We start from the raw sequence: 17,215 nt of genomic DNA, 5'->3' as shown, positions 1-17,215 counted from the left end.
AGATACCGTTTCGGAGTAATTATGAAAATTCACGAGTACCAAGGCAAAGAACTTCTGCGCCAATTTAATGTGCCAGTTCCAAACGGCATCCCTGCATTTAGTGTAGATGAAGCGATGTCAGCTGCTGAAAAACTTGGCGGCCCTGTATGGGTTGTTAAGGCGCAGATTCATGCAGGTGGTCGCGGTAAAGGTGGTGGCGTAAAGTTGGCTAGAAGCATGGACGAAGTGAAGAAATACGCATCTGAAATTTTGGGCATGCAGCTTAAGACACACCAAACAGGCCCTGAAGGTCAAAAAGTAAATCGCCTCTTAATTGAAGACGGCGCTGATATCAAAAAAGAGTACTACTTCAGTATTGTTACAGATCGTGGCACACAAAAAAATGTGATCATGGCCTCTAGTGAGGGCGGCATGGATATCGAGGAAGTTGCTGAATCTCATCCAGAAAAAATCATCAAAGTATTTGTTGATCCATTAATTGGCTTGACAGATGCAGACTGTGACATCGTTGCGAAGGGTATTGGGGTTCCGGAAGCCTCCATTCCAATGGCTCGCGATGTATTCAAAAACTTGTATAAGACCTACTGGGATACCGATGCCTCCTTAGTAGAGATTAATCCATTGATTCTTGAAGGTAATGGCAAGATCAAGGCTCTTGATGCGAAGTTCAACTTTGATCCAAACGCTTTATTTCGCCATCCAGAAATCGTTGCTTATCGCGATATCGATGAAGAAGATGCTGCAGAGATCGAAGCTTCTAAGTTTGACCTTGCTTATATTTCTTTAGATGGCAATATCGGTTGCTTAGTGAATGGCGCTGGTTTAGCGATGGCAACCATGGATACCATTAAGCTATTTGGCGGTGAGCCAGCAAATTTCTTGGATGTTGGCGGTGGTGCTACAGCTGAAAAAGTAACTGAAGCATTCAAAATCATGCTCAAGAACAAGAGTGTTGAAGCAATTTTGGTAAACATCTTCGGCGGCATTATGCGTTGCGATGTGATTGCCGATGGTGTGGTTACAGCCTGTAAAGCAGTCAATCTCACGGTACCTTTGGTTGTGCGCATGAAGGGTACAAACGAAGAGTTGGGCAAGAAGATTCTTGCAGACTCTGGTTTGCCAATTATTAGCGCCGATTCAATGGCTGAAGCAGCTACGAAGGTAGTTGCTGCTGTTGCCAAAAACAAATAATCCAGGAATTTTGAAATGTCTATATTAGTTAATAAAAACACCAAAGTTATTACACAGGGTATTACTGGTAAGACCGGTCAGTTTCATACTGAGAAGTGTCAAGAGTATGCAAACGGCAAAAATTGCTTTGTTGCTGGAGTAAATCCTAAAAAAGCTGGCGAGTCTATTTTTAATATTCCGATTTATGCAACCGTTAAAGAAGCTGCTCAGCAAACTGGCGCAACAGCTTCCGTAATTTACGTTCCGCCCCCTGGTGCTGCTGCTGCGATCTGGGAAGCCGTTGAGGCTGACCTTGATTTCGTGATCTGTATTACTGAAGGTATTCCAGTACGCGACATGCTAGAAGTGCGCAACAAGATGAGGGCAAAAGAAGCTAAAGGCGGCAAGAAGACTTTGTTACTAGGCCCAAACTGCCCAGGAATTATTACTCCTGACGAAATTAAGATTGGTATCATGCCCGGCCACATTCACAAAAAGGGCCGCATCGGTGTTGTAAGTCGTTCTGGTACCTTAACTTACGAAGCAGTGGGTCAATTGACTGCAATCGGCTTAGGTCAGTCCACTGCAGTTGGTATTGGCGGAGACCCAATCAATGGCTTGAAGCATATCGACGTCATGCGCATGTTTAACGAAGATCCAGAAACTGATGCGGTCATCATGATCGGTGAAATTGGTGGTCCAGATGAAGCTGAAGCTGCCCGCTGGTGTAAAGATCATATGAAAAAGCCTGTAGTTGGCTTTATTGCTGGGGTTACAGCACCTCCTGGAAAGCGCATGGGTCATGCCGGCGCATTGATTTCTGGTGGTGCTGATACTGCTGATGCCAAACTCGCCGTAATGGAAGAGTGTGGCTTCAAAGTAACAAAGAATCCATCGGAAATGGCTGCTTTATTGAAAGCCATGTTGTAATTAGTGACAAAGAAAGGGTGCTGCTATACCAATAGCGTTCGGCAGCATCTTTTTTGTAGTAATGGGTAGTTTAAAAAAGTAGTTAAAACATAAAAATGTAGGAGACATTATGGATTTTTCAGCATTTTCAGGCCCAGCATTCTGGGCAGCGCTTTTATCAATCATTATTGCCAATATTTTGCTGTCAGGCGATAACGCGGTTGTGATTGCCTTAGCTTCACGCAATCTGCCGCCCAATCAACAAAAGAAAGCAATCTTCTGGGGAAGTGCCGCCGCAATTATTTTGCGCGTAGTGCTTACAGTAACTGCCGTGCAGTTATTGGCTTTGCCGTACCTCAAGATTATTGGCGCTATTTTGCTGGTCTATATTGGGGTTCAGCTACTTGCTGACAGCGGCGAAGAAGAAGAGATGCATGGCCATTCCAATATCTGGGGCGCTATTCGGACGATTTTGGTTGCTGACTTGGTGATGAGCTTGGATAACGTTCTTGCTGTAGCTGCTGCAGCACAAAAGGGGCCTGAGGAAACTCGCTTAGCCTTGCTCATTATTGGCCTTGGACTTTCTATTCCATTGATCATTTTTGGCAGCACTATGCTCCTCAAGGTTATGGATCGCTTTCCAGTCATTATTACTTTGGGTGCGGGCCTCTTAGGTCTCTTGGCTGGTGGTATGTTAGTTGAAGATCCAGCAATCAAGGAATCGATGCAAGCTGCATTTGAAGATGCGCATATGATCTTCGAGGGCATTGGCGTTGCTATCGTGATCCTGTTGGGCACTTATCTTAAGAAAAAGAATAATAAGAAGGCTAAAGCTTAATTTGCTCTCACCAGAATCAGTAAAAGCCGGCCTCAAAAGCCGGTTTTTTTACGTGTAGATTTCTTGAACAGAAGCGGTATAGACTGGATGATGAGGAATTTCACCTCAGGAGTTAGAAGATATGCAAAGCCTAAGTAAAGAAGTAGAGAGCCAAAGCCAGGAGGCAGGATTTACATTAATCGAGGTAATGGTGGTGGTGGCCATCATTGGAATTTTGGTAGCAGTTGCAGTGCCGCAGTATCAAGATTACATTGCCCGAAGTCGGGTTGTAGAGGGTATGAATTTATCTTCAAGCGCAAAACTTGCTGTTACAGAAGCATTTGCAAGTCGTGGAACAGTCCCTATGGATGAGGCAACAAGCGGATCATTTACTTTTGGACCAACTCGTAGCGTTAAGTTAATAGAAATTACACCCTCAGGGGCAATCGCTATTGACTACCAAGTCAGTGTTGCGCCAGAGGGTAAAAATACATTACATCTTATTCCGACAAATGAGCCGGATCTTAACGCACCTAGACCAATTGATTTATCCAAGCTAGAGGGGGCAACGTGGGCAGGTGGTTGGTCTTGTAGATCTACTGAAACAAATCTGTTATCTCAGCTGCTGCCGTCTGAGTGCAGAATCAATAAATAGATTATTTATAACTAGTTAATTTTGTCTCTTAGTCGCCTTAGGGCGACTAATTTTTTAATTAAAAATTCCTAGGGTAATATTTAATTATGAATCCACAAATAGGCTTCCTTTTAAATAAATCGCTTGAATGTATTAGATATTCAAACTTAGAGCCTGCGGAGATGTACTTAAAGCAGGCAATCAGATTGGAATCCAATAATCCTCACGTCCTTAGACTTCTTGGAGTTATTTCTGCTCAAAGAGGGCAATATTTAGAGGCTCTAAAATACCTTAATAATTCCTTAAAGGCTCTTCCAAAGAATGCTTTGGCTTTAAGTAACCTAGGTAATGTTTTCCTAGGGCTTAAGGAGTATGAAAATGCTCTTGATGCCTATGATAAATCGCTAAAAATAGACCCAAAATATGAGGAAGCATGGTCAAACAAAGGCAATGCTCTCTATGAACTTAATCGTTATGATGAGGCTATTGCTCACTACGATAGAGCGCTCACTATACAGCCTCGGTATGCAGAAGGTTGGTCCAATAAAGGCAATACCCTTAAAGAGCTCAAGCGTTATGACGATGCCATCACTCACTTTGATAAAGCATTAAGTCTTAGATCTGACTATCACGAGGCTTGGACCAATAAAGGGGTGACATTGCATGAGCTGGGACGTTATGACGATGCCATCACTCACTTTGATAAAGCATTAAGTCTTAGATCTGACTATCACGAGGCTTGGACCAATAAAGGGGTGACATTGCATGAGCTGGGACGTTGTGACGAGGCGATTGCTCACTATGATAAAGCGTTGAATCATAGGTCAGACTATCACGAGGCATCCTGGAATAAAGGCTTATCCTTGCTTTTGCGGGGCGATTTTGAAAATGGTTTGCCACTTTATGAGGGTAGATGGGATTCAAAGAGTGTTAGTGAAAAAGCAGGCAAACGTATCTTTGACAAGCCCACTTGGCTTGGGGTTGAATCGCTTCAGGGAAAAATAATTCTGATTTATGGGGAGCAGGGAGTTGGTGATTTCATTCAGTTTTGCAGATACGTAAAATTAGTGGCTGATTTGGGGGCCAAAATTATCTTAGAGACCCCTAAGTCGCTTGCTACTTTGATGGAGGGTTTTGAGGGTGTTTCGCAGTTAGTCATCAAGGGTGAAGAGCTGCCTTATTTTGATTATCAATGCCCGCTCTTGAGCATCCCGCTGGCTCTTAATACAAACATTTCCACCATTCCTGCGCATAACCTTTATTTAACTGTGAGCTCAAATAAAGTAGAGGAGTGGAGGCTTAGACTAGGAGAAAAGAGAAAAAAGCGAGTTGGTTTAGTTTGGAGTAGTATGTCTAATTTTAAGGAGGACTCTAAAAGAAGTTTGAAGCTTCTCGATTTTATTAAAGCACTTCCCGATGATAGGTTTGAATACATTTGCTTGCAAAAAGAGTTAAAAAACTGCGATAAGGAATTCTTTGAAAATTATAAAAAGATTAGGTTCTTTGGCGATCAATTAGTCGATTTTTCAGATACAGCAGCACTTATTGAAAATCTTGATTTAGTAATTAGCAGTTGCACTAGCGTTCCTCATTTAAGCGGGGCATTGGGTAAAGAGACATGGATTCTTTTATCTCATGTGCCTGATTGGCGATGGTTGCTAGATAGAGTGGACAGTCCATGGTACCCATCGGTGAAGTTATATAGACAACCAGTCATTGGCGATTGGGGTAGCGTACTAGATAGGGTTAAGGGCGACTTGAGCTGCAGCTAGCGGGTTTTTTCTGGGTGTCTATGCCATCTGGCCAAACTAAGCAGTATTGAGCTTTTCTTAAAGAGACTTCATCAGACTCCATTTTCGCGCTATTACAGGGCTGGCTGCACTCCTTGGCACGATATCTATTCTAGAGCGCATAAAGGAAATGCAAACTTAGTTTAGTGTTTAGTAATGATAATAAAATAATTCATTGCTACCATCTCGGCATAACAGGCCGATAAAATCATGGCCCATTAAAGATTTGTATTATCAATTTTGAAAACTAGCTGACTATGTTTGATATCAAAGTAATCTCCCTTGAGCGCACCCCAGAGCGGCTTGATGTATTTCGAAAACAAAATAGCCATATAAAGTATTCCGTATTCCCGGCCATTGAAGGCAACCTAGTTTCTGAGTCTGATCGTAAAAAATTTATTGATGCTAGCTACAGTTATAGGGCTGGAGCCCTTGGGAATGCTTTATCGCACCAAAAATTATGGAATGAAGTGATTTCGAAGGGGCGGCCCCTAACGATATGCGAGGATGATGCAATTTTTCATCAAAACTTTGAATGCTTATCCGGCAAAGTCCTAACCTCGTTGGGGGTGGATTGGGATATTTGTCTATGGGGGTGGAATTTTGATTCAATTCTCTTGTGCAATCTGCCACAAGGGTTGAGCAATTGCTCGATGACTTTTGACCAAAATACTTTGAGAACCAATTTTGTTGGTTATATGGCTGAGGATCTAAATCCTTTACCCTTAAAACTTCTCCAATGTTTTGGCACAATCTGCTACTCTATTTCCCCTAAGGGTGCCCAAAATTTTCTTGCGCAAACGCAACCAATAAAAAAGATGAATGTCTTTTTTCCAACCTTAAACATGAAACTTGAAAATGTCGCGCTTGATATTTCAATGAATGCCTTTTATGCGATCAATCAAAGTTATGCCTCGTTTCCTCCCTTAGTTATTACTAAGAATGAAGTCGAGATAAGTACTGTTCAGCAGACTGAGTTTAAACAAATTCGTTTATATATCTAAGGAAAGAAGTTAGCATTTATTCCCGCGCTTTCCACCCCACACTCTTACCACCACTCTTCTCAAGTAGTTTGACATCACTCATCACCATGCCACGGTCTACTGCTTTGCACATGTCATAAATTGTGAGGAGGGCTACTTGGACTGCGGTGAGGGATTCCATTTCGACGCCGGTTGGCCCGGTTGTTTCTGCTTTTACTTGGCAACTGATACTACTAGTTTTTTGATCGAGCTGAAAGTCTAAGCTAACGTGGGTTAAGGCTAGTGGATGGCACAGCGGAATAAGATCTGCCGTTTTCTTTGATGCCTGAATCCCTGCGATTCTGGCAATGCCTAATACATCCCCCTTTTTGTGGGTCCCTGCCTCAACCATCTTGAAGGTTTCCACAAGCATACTGATCGTGCCTGTAGCAATGGCGACTCTGTGGGTGGAGGCCTTATCACCCACATTCACCATATGGGCTTGGCCACTTTCATCAAAATGAGTTAGTTTGTTCATGGGATAAGTTTTACCATATGGGGATGCAGGAAATAAAGATCATCAGAAAAACCTCATTTTTGGAGCGCATTTTGGCTACTCAGCTGATAGCCGCTTTGGCATTCTCGGGAATCGTGCCTGCTTATGCTGCCGCCCCTGTTGGAGATGTTTCGGTAGACGGTAATTCTGCAGCCATCCAAAATATTGGCAGGGCCATGCAGTCTCCTGATGCCAAATCGTCCAAGCTGCCCGCTCGTAGCGCTCTACAAAGTCAGCCCAATATTATTTTGCCCGACATGGGAGATCCTGGTGGAGACTCTTTAAGCCGGATTGATGAGCGTAAATATGGCGAAATGATCATGCGTCAGATTCGTCCTGATCCCGATTTTTCTAATGATTTACCCATTTATGATTTCTTAAATCAAATGGAACGCCGCCTATTACAGGCTGCGAAAAGATTACAACTTGGTGGAGCTAATGAACAGGGTAGTGGCGCCTATAACTTTGAAGTATTTGCAGTTAAAGATAGTAGCATCAATGCGTTTGCCTTACCTGGCGGCTTTATTGGTTTTCATACGGGGTTGCTAGTCAGCGCAGAGACGGATTCAGAAGTGGCCTCAGTAATGGGCCATGAGACTGGGCACGTATTACAGCGTCATCTCGCTCGTCAGATGGATAAGCAATCTACTAACACCATGATTGCAATTGCAGGTATGGTGCTTGGTGCACTTGCAATGTCGCGCAACCCTTCAGCTGCTGCGGGCTTAATGCAAGGTGGTCAGGCAGTCGCCATTGACAATCAACTTTCCTATTCAAGGGATGCTGAACGTGAGGCTGATCGCGTTGGCTTTCAGATTTTGGATGCTGGTGGATATGATGTTAATGGCGCCCCTGGATTTTTCCAGCGCCTACAAAGGGCTACAAGTGTTATGGATAAAGGGGTCCCTGCTTATGTCAGGACTCACCCCTTAACCACTGATCGTATTGCTGATATGCAAGATAGAGCAAGAAGAGTTGATGCACGCAATGTTCCAACATCAGTCGAGTTTTATTTCATCAAGGCTAGAGCGCGTATGGAGCAGTCAGGAACTTCAAGCGGTTTATACGATCTTAAAAATACTTTTGAAAGCTTGAGTAAGCAGTCTCAGGCAGGAAAACAAATGGAGGGCTTTTATGGCTTAGCTCTCATTGCACAACGGCAAGGCAAAGTGGATCAAGCTGAAATGTATTTGCAGCAAGCTCGCAATTTGGCTCAGGCTGCTAGTGCTCCAGGCTCGCCGATTCAGAGGCAAAGTTTGTCTTTAGATATCACGGCATCCGAGTTAGCTCTGGCTAAAGGCAGGGGAGAAGAGGCCTTACAGATTGCGCAAGCGACTTTGCGTGCTTACCCTCAGTCATATGCTGCTGGTGCTGCAATGATCAATGCGGATTTGGCGCTTGGCCGTACCAATGATGCGATTACTTGGCTTAAATCTCGAACTCGCTTGCAGCCTAATGAAATTGTCTGGTGGAGTTTGTTATCAAAAGCATATGATCAGGCTAAGAATGTATCCATGCGTCATTACGCTCTCGGTGAAAAGTATGCTCTTGAAGGTGCGTGGCCATCAGCAATTGAGCAATTAAAGATTGCCCGTTCTGCCGGTGGCTCCGATTACTATCAGGGCTCTAGTATTGATGCGCGTTTGCGCGAGATGCAAAGACAGTATCAGGATGAGCTCAAAGAGCAAGGAAAGCTGCCGAGTTAAGAGCTAACCTTCTCGCTCGGTTTAGCAACAAAATTAAAGCGTGCAGCGAGCTCTTCTGAGAGAATGGGATCTAGAGGTAATTGTTTACCTTGCCAAATCCAGGATCCGCCAAAACTACAAGCTTCTTCATGAAGCTTTGCTAATTGGGAAAAATGATCTAAGTCATGATCATGCAAAAGCGCTACGGTCTGGGAATCTTCTTTAGAAAATTGAACTTGATTTACTATTCCGACAATATAAATATTGCCGTTTTCATCGCTTAAGGCGCTACTTGGTTTGATTGGGTTTTTGCATTGAGTAAGAAGTTCTGAGCCATTTTCGCTTGGGGTTATACGCGCTATCCAAGGGGTGATGTCGAGTGTAATGAAGACGCGCTGTGGGCCGTTCTGAAAAAAGTATCTTCCTAAAGTATCGCAGGCATAGTTTCTGGAGATAAATTCATTTAATGCTGTATGGGTAATTACTTGGCCAGGTAATTTATTTTGCTGGGTGAATTCATCGCGCATGCGCCATTGCCCACGTCGATCTAAAGCAAGCCAACCAAAGCAATCTGGCACATTGGGCCACTTGATGAGCGACCGTAATACTTGCTCATCCATATTGATATTTAATGCAGCCCGTGGGGTGTAGAGGGAGCATCAAAGGTTTCTTCGGTAGAGCGGCTTGCATGCAGATGCGCTATCCGCCAGCCCTGACTATCCTGTAATAAGACCAGGGTGATATTTAAGAAAAATTCAGCCTCTACTTGATCAGGTCTTAGATGTACTGCTTCCGTAGTGTCATAAATAGCGGCCCCTAGGATGGAGTGACTAATGCAAGCAACGGGCTCAAGGAACAAGGGTTGTTTAGATAACAACCTCTCTAAGCCTTTACGAATTTCAGCATGCCCACTGAGGCGATGACCTTCAGGTAGAACACAGGTAATGGAGTCGTCATCAAGCCAGATATCGAGAGCACTCTTAACATCACGATGGCGCAGTGCATCTCGCCAAGCATCTACGACTTCATCAGCATTTTGAAAGAGTCTTGCAAGTTTGGTCATGACTTACCGTTTCCGAGTAATTATTTCAATGTATTGAGTGTAGCCAATACTTGTTCCGGCAGGATGTCTTTTAGGCATCGTAGGTGACCCAAAGGACACACTCTTTTGTGGCATGGGCTACAGGACATATTTAGCCAAATAATCTTAGCTTTATCAGACAAGGGCGGTGTATGGGCGGGGTCGCTAGAGCCAAAGATGGCAACTTGGGGGGTCTTTAGGGCTGCCGCAACATGCATCAGCCCTGAATCGTTGCTGATGACTGCTTTACTCATTCCAATTAAGGCAATCGCTTCATCTAATGAAGTGTTGCCACACCAGTTGTGAATGTTGCTGACTTGTTTTGCTAGGGAGCTAATTTCTTCGCCAAGAGCATGATCGCTTTTGCTGCCGAGCAGAATGATCTGGTTACTGAGATTTTGTGCGATGAGATTTTGTGCGAGTACTGCAAAGTGCTCAGTAGGCCAGCGTTTGGTGGGCCCGTATTCCGCGCCCGGGCACATCACATAGATCAAGTCTCGATTGATATTGGCACTTTGTAATTTGTTTTGTACAGATTGCTTTGCTGCGGGGGATACATTGAGCTTCGGAACGCTTGGGTCAAGCGGAAGAGACTCATCATCCTCCAGAAGTTGACTCAGGGCTAAGTAGTGCTCAACCATTGGCGGGCGATTAATTTTTCTTGGATTATCCAAAGATAAATTCATCAGACCAAAACGTAACTCGCCGCGGTAGCCTATCCGAAAAGGTATATTCGCTAGCCACGGAATGAGGGCAGACTTGAAGCTATTAGGCAATACAAAACAAACTTGATAATGCTTGGCTTCAATCACTTTGGCTAATTGCTTTCGTAGGCCCCATTGCAACTTCTTGTGCTCAAAATTTGCTTCAATGACTTCGTGCACTTCAGTGCAGGCACGATAGATTGGCGCCACCCAATTGCTTGCAAGAACATCAATTTTAGAATCTGGATAGAGTGCCTTGAGATTGGCTAGTAAAGGCTGTGTTGTTACGGCATCCCCAATCCAGTTTGGGGCAATGATCAGAATACTTTGCATGTGTTGTATCCCGAGTCAGCACCCCATGGCGGGGCACTGATATCGCTTAATGTCCGTGTGGCTCGGTACCAGGAATGAGTTTGTAGTCAGCGCCACAGTATGGACACTTTGCTTCCCCGGTTTTCGTGATGTCCAAGAAAACCCGTGGATGAGAGTTCCAGGCTGGAGTTTGGTTGGTTGGGCAATGCAATGGCAGGTCCTTGCCATCCACCATAACCACTTGAGCTTGAGTCATGTTTCTATTCCTAATTACTTGACGTAGGTGAGCCAAGATTTGTATTTATCGCTTCTACCGTATACCGCATCAAAATAAGTCTTCTGAATTTTTTCGGTAATTGGCCCGCGCTTGCCATCACCAATAGTGCGGTCATCAAGCTCGCGGATCGGAGTAACTTCAGCAGCTGTACCGGTGAAGAAGGCTTCATCTGCAGAGTAAATCTCATCACGAGTAATCCGTTTTTCGCGCAACTCAAGACCGAGGTCTTTCACGATATCGATAATTGAATCACGTGTAATGCCGTCTAGGCATGATGCTAAATCTGGCGTGTAAACAATGCCATCGCTCACCATAAAAATATTTTCGCCAGAACCTTCAGAAACATAGCCTTCGGTATCTAACAACAAAGCTTCGTCATATCCATTGGCGGTGACTTCTTGATTTGCCAAAATAGAGTTAATGTAATAGCCGGATGCTTTGGCGCGAACGAGTGAGGAGTTCACAAAATGGCGGGTAAATGAAGAGGTCTTTACCCGAATCCCTTTATTAAGGCCATCTTCACCTAAATAAGCACCCCATTCCCAGGCGGCAATTGCGGTGTGGATCGTATTTCCTTTGGGGGAAATGCCGAGCTTTTGGGATCCAATAAAGATAATAGGGCGAATGTAGCAAGATTCCAGCTTGTTGCTATTCACCACATCAATAATTGCCTTGCTAATCACTTCTGGGCTATAGGGCATGTTCATTTGGAAAATCTTGGTGCCATTAAAGAGGCGCTTTACGTGCTCTGGTAGGCGGAAAATGGCCGTGCCTTGGGGGGTTTTATAGGCGCGGATGCCCTCGAATACCCCCATGCCGTAGTGCAGACTATGGGTTAGGACGTGAATATTGGCCTCACGCCAGGGAATCAGCTTCCCATCGGACCAAATAAAGCCATCGCGGTCGGACATCGACATTTTCTCTACCTTTTTGTATCTGGTTAATCGGGGCGCCGAGGGAGGGTTGGTGGCCCTAGACCCAAAATGCGTCCAAGCACCCTATTGTAGAGCAGGCAGGGCGGTATGTTGGCTTAGATCCTTTGGGGTAGTTGGGCTAGACGATTTAGAATGGAGCAATCCCCACAAACCACCTTATTTGCCCAATCTCATGCCGGAATCCTTATTTAAAGTTAAACGTTTAAGTGAATTAGCTCAAACAGGTCAATTAAAGGGAAAGCGGGTTTTTATCCGTGCCGATCTCAATGTGCCTCAGGATGAAGCGGGCAATATTACTGAAGACACTCGGATTCGGGCCTCTATGCCGGCAGTGCAGATGTGTTTGGATGCTGGTGCTGCCGTGATGGTCACCTCTCACTTGGGCCGCCCCACCGAAGGCCAATTTAAATCCGAAGATAGCTTGGCCCCTGTAGCAGATCGCATTGCCACTTTGTTACATCGCAAAGTTCCGCTCATTAGCGATTGGGTGGATGGTGGCTTTGAAGTAAATCCAGGCGAAGTAGTTCTCTTAGAAAACTGCCGCTTAAATGTGGGCGAGAAAAAGAACAATGATGAGCTGGCCAAAAAGATTGCCGCTCTATGTGATATTTACGTAAATGACGCATTTGGTACTGCTCATCGTGCTGAGGCAACGACTTATGGTGTTGCTAAGTTTGCACCAGTTGCTTGTGCCGGCCCATTAATGGCGGCCGAGTTAGACGCATTAAGTCGCGCATTGGCAAGTCCAAAGCGCCCGCTTGTAGCAATCGTTGCGGGCTCTAAAGTCTCCTCCAAGCTCACAATCCTCAAAGCACTTTCCGAAAAAGTGGATGAATTAATTGTTGGCGGTGGTATTGCGAATACCTTCATGCTTGCTAAAGGCTTGCCTATTGGTAAATCGCTTGCAGAACCAGACTTGGTCAATGAGGCTAGAGAGATTATGGATCTCATGGAAAAGCGCGGCGCACATGTCCCCATTCCTGAGGATGTTGTAGTTGCTAACGAACTCTCTCCTTTGGCTCGTGCGAATAGAGTGTCTGCAGACCAAGTGGCGGAAGATGACATGATTTTGGATATTGGCCCTAAGACTGCGGCGCGTCTTTCCATCATGCTGGCACACGCCGGCACCATTGTTTGGAATGGCCCATTAGGTGTATTCGAAATTGATCAATTTGGCGGTGGCACAAAAATGCTAGCTGCAGCAATTGCGCACTCACCAGCATTCTCGATTGCTGGGGGTGGCGATACGTTGGCTGCAATTGCAAAATACGGTATTGAAAATCAAGTGGATTACATCTCAACTGGTGGTGGTGCTTTCTTGGAATTTCTCGAGGGTAAAACTTTGCCAGCCTTTGCAGTACTTGCTGAAAGAGCGAAAGACTAAATATGCTTCGAGCCACAAAAATCATTGCAACTCTAGGGCCATCCTCAGAAAAACCTGAGGTATTGCGAGACATGATTCGCGCAGGTGTTGATGTAGTACGCATGAACTTCTCACACGGGACCGTGGCAGATCACAAAGCACGTCATGATTTAGTGAGAAGTATTTCTGCTGAAGCGGGCAAGGAAGTTGGCATCATGGCCGACCTGCAGGGCCCTAAGATTCGTGTGGGTAAATTTGCAGATGGCAAGATTCTTCTCAAAGAGGGCGAGAAGTTTATTTTGGATGTTGCTTGTGAGCTTGGCGATCAAGGTCGCGTAGGACTCGATTACAAGGAGCTGCCCAGTGACGTGAAGCCTGGAGATCGTCTCCTGTTAAATGATGGTCTCGTTGTTCTCCGTGTTGAGAGCGTTAAGGGCGGAGAAATTTATACGCTCGTAGAACAGGGTGGCCCGCTTTCGAATAACAAGGGTATTAATCGCGCTGGTGGTGGTTTGACTGCGCCAGCGCTCACTGAAAAAGATATCTCTGATTTGGATGCTGCAATTGCTATGGGTGTTGATTTCTTGGCGATCAGCTTTCCAAAAGATGGCGCTGATATGGCATATGCCCGCAAGTTAGCTGATGCTGCTAGTGCTAAATACGGCGTTGGCAAGGTAAGAACGATTGCTAAGGTAGAGCGTGCTGAAGCTATTGAACCTGAGGCGCTCAAAAGTATTATTGCGGAGAGTGATGGCATCATGGTTGCCCGCGGCGATCTCGCTATTGAAGTGGGTAATGCTGCAGTACCAGCGTTACAAAAGCGCATGATTGCTTGGGCACGTGAGGCAGATAAATTTACGATTACTGCAACGCAAATGATGGAGTCCATGATTAATGCTCCAGTGCCAACGCGTGCCGAAGTCAGTGATGTAGCGAATGCCGTATTGGACGGTACTGATGCTGTCATGCTTTCAGCTGAGTCTGCTGCCGGCTCTTATCCCGTGCAAACAATTAAAGCGATGGCGGAGATTTGTGTCGAAGCGGAAAAATCAGACCCTGTGAAATTAGATACGGATTTTTTGGATCAAACATTTACCCGTATTGATCAAACCATTGCTTTGGGCGCTTTGTTTACTGCTCATCATTTAAACGCAAATGCGATTGCAGCGCTGACCGATTCTGGCTCTACAGCAATATGGATGAGCCGTCATAACATTCATGTCCCCATCTTTGCTTTAACTTCAAAGATTGCAACCCAAAGAGCATTGAGCACTTATCGCAATGTGACGCCAATTGGTCTGGATTACACCAAGGATCGTGATACCGCTTTGCAAGAAGTTGAGGCTTGCTTAAAAAAAGCAGGTGCCGTTAAAAAGGGCGATACAGTGGTGCTGACCTCAGGAGAGCCAATGGGTGAACCTGGCGGTACTAATACCCTCAAAATTATTCATGTGAAGTAATTCACATTTTATTGAATTCAATTATTAACACTTTATAAATTAAGAGAACATCATGGCTTTAGTATCTTTACGACAACTCTTGGATCATGCTGCTGAAAACGGTTATGGTCTCCCAGCATTTAACGTTAACAACCTAGAGCAAGTCACTGCGATTATGGAAGCGGCTAGTGAAGCTGATTCCCCGGTCATCATGCAGGCCTCTGCGGGTGCGCGTAAGTATGCTGGCGAAGCATTCCTGCGCCACTTGATCTCTGCTGCTGTCGAGGCATATCCTCATATTCCCGTTGTGATGCATCAAGACCATGGTCAAAGTCCAGCAGTCTGTATGGCAGCAATTAAGAGTGGTTTTACTAGCGTAATGATGGATGGTTCGCTTGAGGCTGACGGTAAAACAGTTGCTAGCTATGAGTACAACATTGATGTTTCCAAGGAAGTCGTGAAGTTTTCCCACTCTATTGGAGTTACTGTGGAGGCAGAACTTGGTGTGCTGGGTTCTTTAGAGACCATGAAAGGCGATAAGGAAGACGGTCATGGGGCTGACGGCACGATGACACGTGAGCAGTTATTGACCGATGTGGAGCAAGCTGCTGACTTTGTAAAAGCAACGCAATGCGATGCCTTGGCAATTGCGATTGGTACAAGTCACGGCGCATATAAGTTCACAAAAAAACCGACTGGCGATATTTTGGCAATTGACCGTATTAAAGAAATTCATGCGCGTATTCCAAATACGCACCTAGTGATGCATGGTTCATCCAGTGTTCCACAAGAGTTGCTTGCTGAAATTCGTGAGTTTGGTGGGGATATGAAAGAAACCTACGGCGTGCCTGTTGAGGAGATTCAGGAGGGTATCAAGAATGGTGTCCGTAAGATCAATATTGATACCGATATTCGTTTAGCAATGACTGGTGCTATTCGCCGTTATTTATTTGAGAACCCAAGCAAATTTGATCCGCGTGATTATTTGAAGCCAGCACGTGAAGCTGCCAAGAAGGTTTGTATTGCGCGCTTTCAAGCTTTCGGATCTGCTGGACAAGCATCCAAAATCACACCTATTCCCTTGGAAAAAATGGCTGAACTCTATAAGAGCGGCAAGCTAACTCAGATCGTGAAGTGAATTAAAAATGCCAGCTTTGTACGCCACCACCATTCAGTCTTTACCTTTGCTGTCTAAGGGTAAGGTACGTGATGTCTACGCCTTGGGCGATGACAAGCTATTAATGATCACTACTGATCGTTTATCCGCATTTGATGTAGTGATGGGTGAGCCGATCCCAGAGAAGGGCATTGTATTAAATCAGATGGCTAATTTTTGGTTTGATAAATTGGCCGCAGTTATTCCAAATCACTTGACTGGAATTGATCCAACTACGGTAGTGAGTCCTGATGAAGTTGCCCAGGTGAAAGGTCGCGCAGTGGTCGCAAAACGCTTAAAGCCAATTTTGGTAGAAGCAGTTGTGCGCGGCTATCTCGCTGGAAGCGGTTGGAATGACTACAAAGAGACTGGGAAAGTTTGTGGCATTACATTGCCTGCTGGTCTAGAGAATGCCCAAAAATTACCTGAGCCGATTTTTACACCGGCTGCTAAAGCAGAGCTTGGTCAGCATGACGAAAACATTTCTTTTGAGAAAGTGGTTGAGCTCATTGGTGAAAAATTAGCCAATCAAATTCGTGAAGTCAGCATTCGACTTTATAAAGCTGCCTCAGAATATGCTGTAACACGCGGAATCATCATTGCTGATACCAAGTTTGAGTTTGGCTTAGACGAATCTGGCCAATTGGTTCTAATGGATGAAATCCTCACGGCGGATTCCTCTCGCTTCTGGCCAGCGGAAACCTACTATGTGGGCTCAAACCCACCTTCTTATGACAAACAATTTGTGCGTGATTGGCTGGAAACTGCTGCGGTAAATGGTAAGCCTTGGCCTAAAACTGCGCCAGCACCTCAATTGCCCGCTGACGTGATTGAAAAGACAGCAGAAAAGTACCGCGAAGCCCTGAATCGTTTAACTCGGGGATAATAGGGTCTCTTGAGAAATATTTAGGGCATTTGGAGAAGTAAATGAGCAAGAAGCCAGTAGTCGGAATAGTGATGGGTTCCAATTCAGATTGGGATACGATGCAGCACGCCGCCCAGATGCTGGAGCAATTTGGTATTGCACACGAGGCTAAAGTACTGTCTGCTCATCGCATGCCTGATGATATGTTTCAATATGCAGAAAGTGCCCAAGCCAATGGCTTGCAAGCTATTATTGCGGGCGCAGGTGGCGCTGCTCACTTGCCAGGCATGCTTGCCTCTAAAACCATTGTCCCCATTTATGGCGTTCCTGTTGCAAGTAAGTACTTGCGCGGTGAAGATTCTCTGTACTCCATTGTTCAAATGCCCAAGGGTATTCCGGTGGCTACTTTTGCCATCGGTGAAGCTGGCGCAGCCAATGCTGCCTTGCATGTTATTGCGGGCCTTGCATTACATGATCCAGACCTTGCTAAGCGTCTCGCAGAGTTTCGTGCAAAGCAATCAGATGCTGCACGCTCCATGAATTTGCCGGGATATTAATTA

Annotated in this window: 18 protein-coding genes; 12 read left to right on the top strand and 6 right to left on the bottom strand. The window is 45.1% G+C overall.

What is annotated here, in order from left to right; genetic code table 11:
• Positions 1 to 21: 21 nt before the first annotated feature.
• From sucC to AOC07_RS08015, 6 genes are all read left to right on the top strand, one after another.
• Positions 22 to 1,191, top strand: a complete 1,170-nt coding sequence (gene sucC / locus AOC07_RS08040) for an ADP-forming succinate--CoA ligase subunit beta (RefSeq protein WP_215293032.1) — start codon at positions 22 to 24, stop codon at positions 1,189 to 1,191.
• Between the two features lie 15 nt (positions 1,192 to 1,206).
• Positions 1,207 to 2,100: a succinate--CoA ligase subunit alpha gene (sucD, locus tag AOC07_RS08035; protein ID WP_215293030.1), complete on the top strand. Its 894-nt coding sequence runs from the start codon at positions 1,207 to 1,209 to the stop codon at positions 2,098 to 2,100.
• Between the two features lie 109 nt (positions 2,101 to 2,209).
• Entirely contained in the window at positions 2,210 to 2,917 is a 708-nt protein-coding gene (locus tag AOC07_RS08030; protein ID WP_215293028.1) for a TerC family protein, read from the top strand.
• A 121-nt stretch (positions 2,918 to 3,038) separates the two neighbouring features.
• Positions 3,039 to 3,551: a pilin gene (locus AOC07_RS08025; protein ID WP_215357455.1), complete on the top strand. Its 513-nt coding sequence runs from the start codon at positions 3,039 to 3,041 to the stop codon at positions 3,549 to 3,551.
• Between the two features lie 86 nt (positions 3,552 to 3,637).
• Positions 3,638 to 5,302, top strand: coding sequence for a tetratricopeptide repeat protein (locus tag AOC07_RS08020; RefSeq protein WP_215357454.1), 1,665 nt, complete (start codon positions 3,638 to 3,640; stop codon positions 5,300 to 5,302).
• Between the two features lie 275 nt (positions 5,303 to 5,577).
• Positions 5,578 to 6,324: a glycosyltransferase family 25 protein gene (locus AOC07_RS08015; protein ID WP_215357453.1), complete on the top strand. Its 747-nt coding sequence runs from the start codon at positions 5,578 to 5,580 to the stop codon at positions 6,322 to 6,324.
• Positions 6,325 to 6,340: 16 nt separating this feature from the next.
• On the opposite strand, the gene moaC is transcribed toward AOC07_RS08015, so the two are convergent.
• Positions 6,341 to 6,820, bottom strand: a complete 480-nt coding sequence (gene moaC / locus AOC07_RS08010) for a cyclic pyranopterin monophosphate synthase MoaC (protein WP_215357452.1) — start codon at positions 6,818 to 6,820, stop codon at positions 6,341 to 6,343.
• A gap of 23 nt (positions 6,821 to 6,843) precedes the next feature.
• Between moaC and AOC07_RS08005 the strand changes: the two genes are divergently transcribed.
• On the top strand, positions 6,844 to 8,544 hold the full coding sequence (locus tag AOC07_RS08005; protein ID WP_215357451.1) for a M48 family metalloprotease: 1,701 nt from the start codon (positions 6,844 to 6,846) through the stop codon (positions 8,542 to 8,544).
• Here the strand turns inward: AOC07_RS08005 and AOC07_RS08000 are convergent.
• The 5 genes from AOC07_RS08000 to AOC07_RS07980 are packed head-to-tail and all read right to left on the bottom strand — an operon-like array spanning position 8,541 to position 11,814.
• Complete coding sequence (locus tag AOC07_RS08000) at positions 8,541 to 9,143, bottom strand: DUF2946 family protein (protein WP_215357450.1); 603 nt, start codon at positions 9,141 to 9,143, stop codon at positions 8,541 to 8,543. The two genes, AOC07_RS08005 and AOC07_RS08000, sit on opposite strands and share 4 nt — an antisense overlap.
• Positions 9,144 to 9,151: 8 nt before the next feature.
• Positions 9,152 to 9,586 carry a nuclear transport factor 2 family protein gene (locus tag AOC07_RS07995; protein WP_215293013.1) on the bottom strand — a complete coding sequence of 145 codons (435 nt, stop codon included), beginning with the start codon at positions 9,584 to 9,586 and terminating at the stop codon, positions 9,152 to 9,154.
• A 20-nt stretch (positions 9,587 to 9,606) separates the two neighbouring features.
• Entirely contained in the window at positions 9,607 to 10,641 is a 1,035-nt protein-coding gene (gene waaF, locus AOC07_RS07990) for a lipopolysaccharide heptosyltransferase II (RefSeq protein ID WP_215293011.1), read from the bottom strand.
• A 46-nt stretch (positions 10,642 to 10,687) separates the two neighbouring features.
• Complete coding sequence (locus AOC07_RS07985; protein WP_215293009.1) at positions 10,688 to 10,876, bottom strand: zinc-finger domain-containing protein; 189 nt, start codon at positions 10,874 to 10,876, stop codon at positions 10,688 to 10,690.
• Between the two features lie 14 nt (positions 10,877 to 10,890).
• Positions 10,891 to 11,814, bottom strand: coding sequence for a branched-chain amino acid transaminase (locus tag AOC07_RS07980; RefSeq protein ID WP_215293007.1), 924 nt, complete (start codon positions 11,812 to 11,814; stop codon positions 10,891 to 10,893).
• Between the two features lie 190 nt (positions 11,815 to 12,004).
• Between AOC07_RS07980 and AOC07_RS07975 the strand changes: the two genes are divergently transcribed.
• Genes AOC07_RS07975 through purE form a run of 5 tightly spaced genes read left to right on the top strand, consistent with a single transcriptional unit; the run spans position 12,005 to position 17,212 of the window.
• The gene (locus tag AOC07_RS07975; protein WP_215293005.1) at positions 12,005 to 13,216 is read left to right on the top strand and encodes a phosphoglycerate kinase; all 1,212 of its coding nucleotides are present in this window, start codon (positions 12,005 to 12,007) and stop codon (positions 13,214 to 13,216) included.
• A 2-nt stretch (positions 13,217 to 13,218) separates the two neighbouring features.
• Complete coding sequence (pyk, locus tag AOC07_RS07970; RefSeq protein WP_215293003.1) at positions 13,219 to 14,655, top strand: pyruvate kinase; 1,437 nt, start codon at positions 13,219 to 13,221, stop codon at positions 14,653 to 14,655.
• 52 nt (positions 14,656 to 14,707) lie between these two features.
• The gene (fba, locus tag AOC07_RS07965) at positions 14,708 to 15,772 is read left to right on the top strand and encodes a class II fructose-bisphosphate aldolase (RefSeq protein WP_215357448.1); all 1,065 of its coding nucleotides are present in this window, start codon (positions 14,708 to 14,710) and stop codon (positions 15,770 to 15,772) included.
• Between the two features lie 7 nt (positions 15,773 to 15,779).
• Positions 15,780 to 16,676, top strand: coding sequence for a phosphoribosylaminoimidazolesuccinocarboxamide synthase (locus AOC07_RS07960; protein WP_215357446.1), 897 nt, complete (start codon positions 15,780 to 15,782; stop codon positions 16,674 to 16,676).
• A gap of 41 nt (positions 16,677 to 16,717) precedes the next feature.
• Entirely contained in the window at positions 16,718 to 17,212 is a 495-nt protein-coding gene (purE, locus tag AOC07_RS07955) for a 5-(carboxyamino)imidazole ribonucleotide mutase (protein WP_215357444.1), read from the top strand.
• Positions 17,213 to 17,215 lie beyond the last annotated feature (3 nt).

Source organism: Polynucleobacter sp. UB-Raua-W9, assembly GCF_018687435.1.
Classification (GTDB): Bacteria; Pseudomonadota; Gammaproteobacteria; order Burkholderiales; family Burkholderiaceae; genus Polynucleobacter.
The sequence above is the reverse complement of the archived record's forward strand: the minus strand, read 5'-3'. Positions and strand labels throughout refer to the sequence as shown.

Excerpts from the sequence above, each read along its gene's own strand:
- pyk (WP_215293003.1), top strand. The coding sequence starts at position 13,219 with ATGCTTCGAGCCACAAAAATCATTGCAACTCTAGGGCCATCCTCAGAA.
- moaC (WP_215357452.1), bottom strand. The coding sequence starts at position 6,820 with ATGAACAAACTAACTCATTTTGATGAAAGTGGCCAAGCCCATATGGTG.
- AOC07_RS08030 (WP_215293028.1), top strand. The coding sequence starts at position 2,210 with ATGGATTTTTCAGCATTTTCAGGCCCAGCATTCTGGGCAGCGCTTTTA.
- AOC07_RS07980 (WP_215293007.1), bottom strand. The coding sequence starts at position 11,814 with ATGTCGATGTCCGACCGCGATGGCTTTATTTGGTCCGATGGGAAGCTG.
- AOC07_RS08000 (WP_215357450.1), bottom strand. The coding sequence starts at position 9,143 with ATGGATGAGCAAGTATTACGGTCGCTCATCAAGTGGCCCAATGTGCCA.
- AOC07_RS07975 (WP_215293005.1), top strand. The coding sequence starts at position 12,005 with ATGCCGGAATCCTTATTTAAAGTTAAACGTTTAAGTGAATTAGCTCAA.
- AOC07_RS07995 (WP_215293013.1), bottom strand. The coding sequence starts at position 9,586 with ATGACCAAACTTGCAAGACTCTTTCAAAATGCTGATGAAGTCGTAGAT.
- AOC07_RS08025 (WP_215357455.1), top strand. The coding sequence starts at position 3,039 with ATGCAAAGCCTAAGTAAAGAAGTAGAGAGCCAAAGCCAGGAGGCAGGA.
- waaF (WP_215293011.1), bottom strand. The coding sequence starts at position 10,641 with ATGCAAAGTATTCTGATCATTGCCCCAAACTGGATTGGGGATGCCGTA.
- AOC07_RS07960 (WP_215357446.1), top strand. The coding sequence starts at position 15,780 with ATGCCAGCTTTGTACGCCACCACCATTCAGTCTTTACCTTTGCTGTCT.
- AOC07_RS08015 (WP_215357453.1), top strand. The coding sequence starts at position 5,578 with ATGTTTGATATCAAAGTAATCTCCCTTGAGCGCACCCCAGAGCGGCTT.
- AOC07_RS08020 (WP_215357454.1), top strand. The coding sequence starts at position 3,638 with ATGAATCCACAAATAGGCTTCCTTTTAAATAAATCGCTTGAATGTATT.
- AOC07_RS07985 (WP_215293009.1), bottom strand. The coding sequence starts at position 10,876 with ATGACTCAAGCTCAAGTGGTTATGGTGGATGGCAAGGACCTGCCATTG.
- purE (WP_215357444.1), top strand. The coding sequence starts at position 16,718 with ATGAGCAAGAAGCCAGTAGTCGGAATAGTGATGGGTTCCAATTCAGAT.
- fba (WP_215357448.1), top strand. The coding sequence starts at position 14,708 with ATGGCTTTAGTATCTTTACGACAACTCTTGGATCATGCTGCTGAAAAC.
- sucC (WP_215293032.1), top strand. The coding sequence starts at position 22 with ATGAAAATTCACGAGTACCAAGGCAAAGAACTTCTGCGCCAATTTAAT.
- sucD (WP_215293030.1), top strand. The coding sequence starts at position 1,207 with ATGTCTATATTAGTTAATAAAAACACCAAAGTTATTACACAGGGTATT.
- AOC07_RS08005 (WP_215357451.1), top strand. The coding sequence starts at position 6,844 with ATGCAGGAAATAAAGATCATCAGAAAAACCTCATTTTTGGAGCGCATT.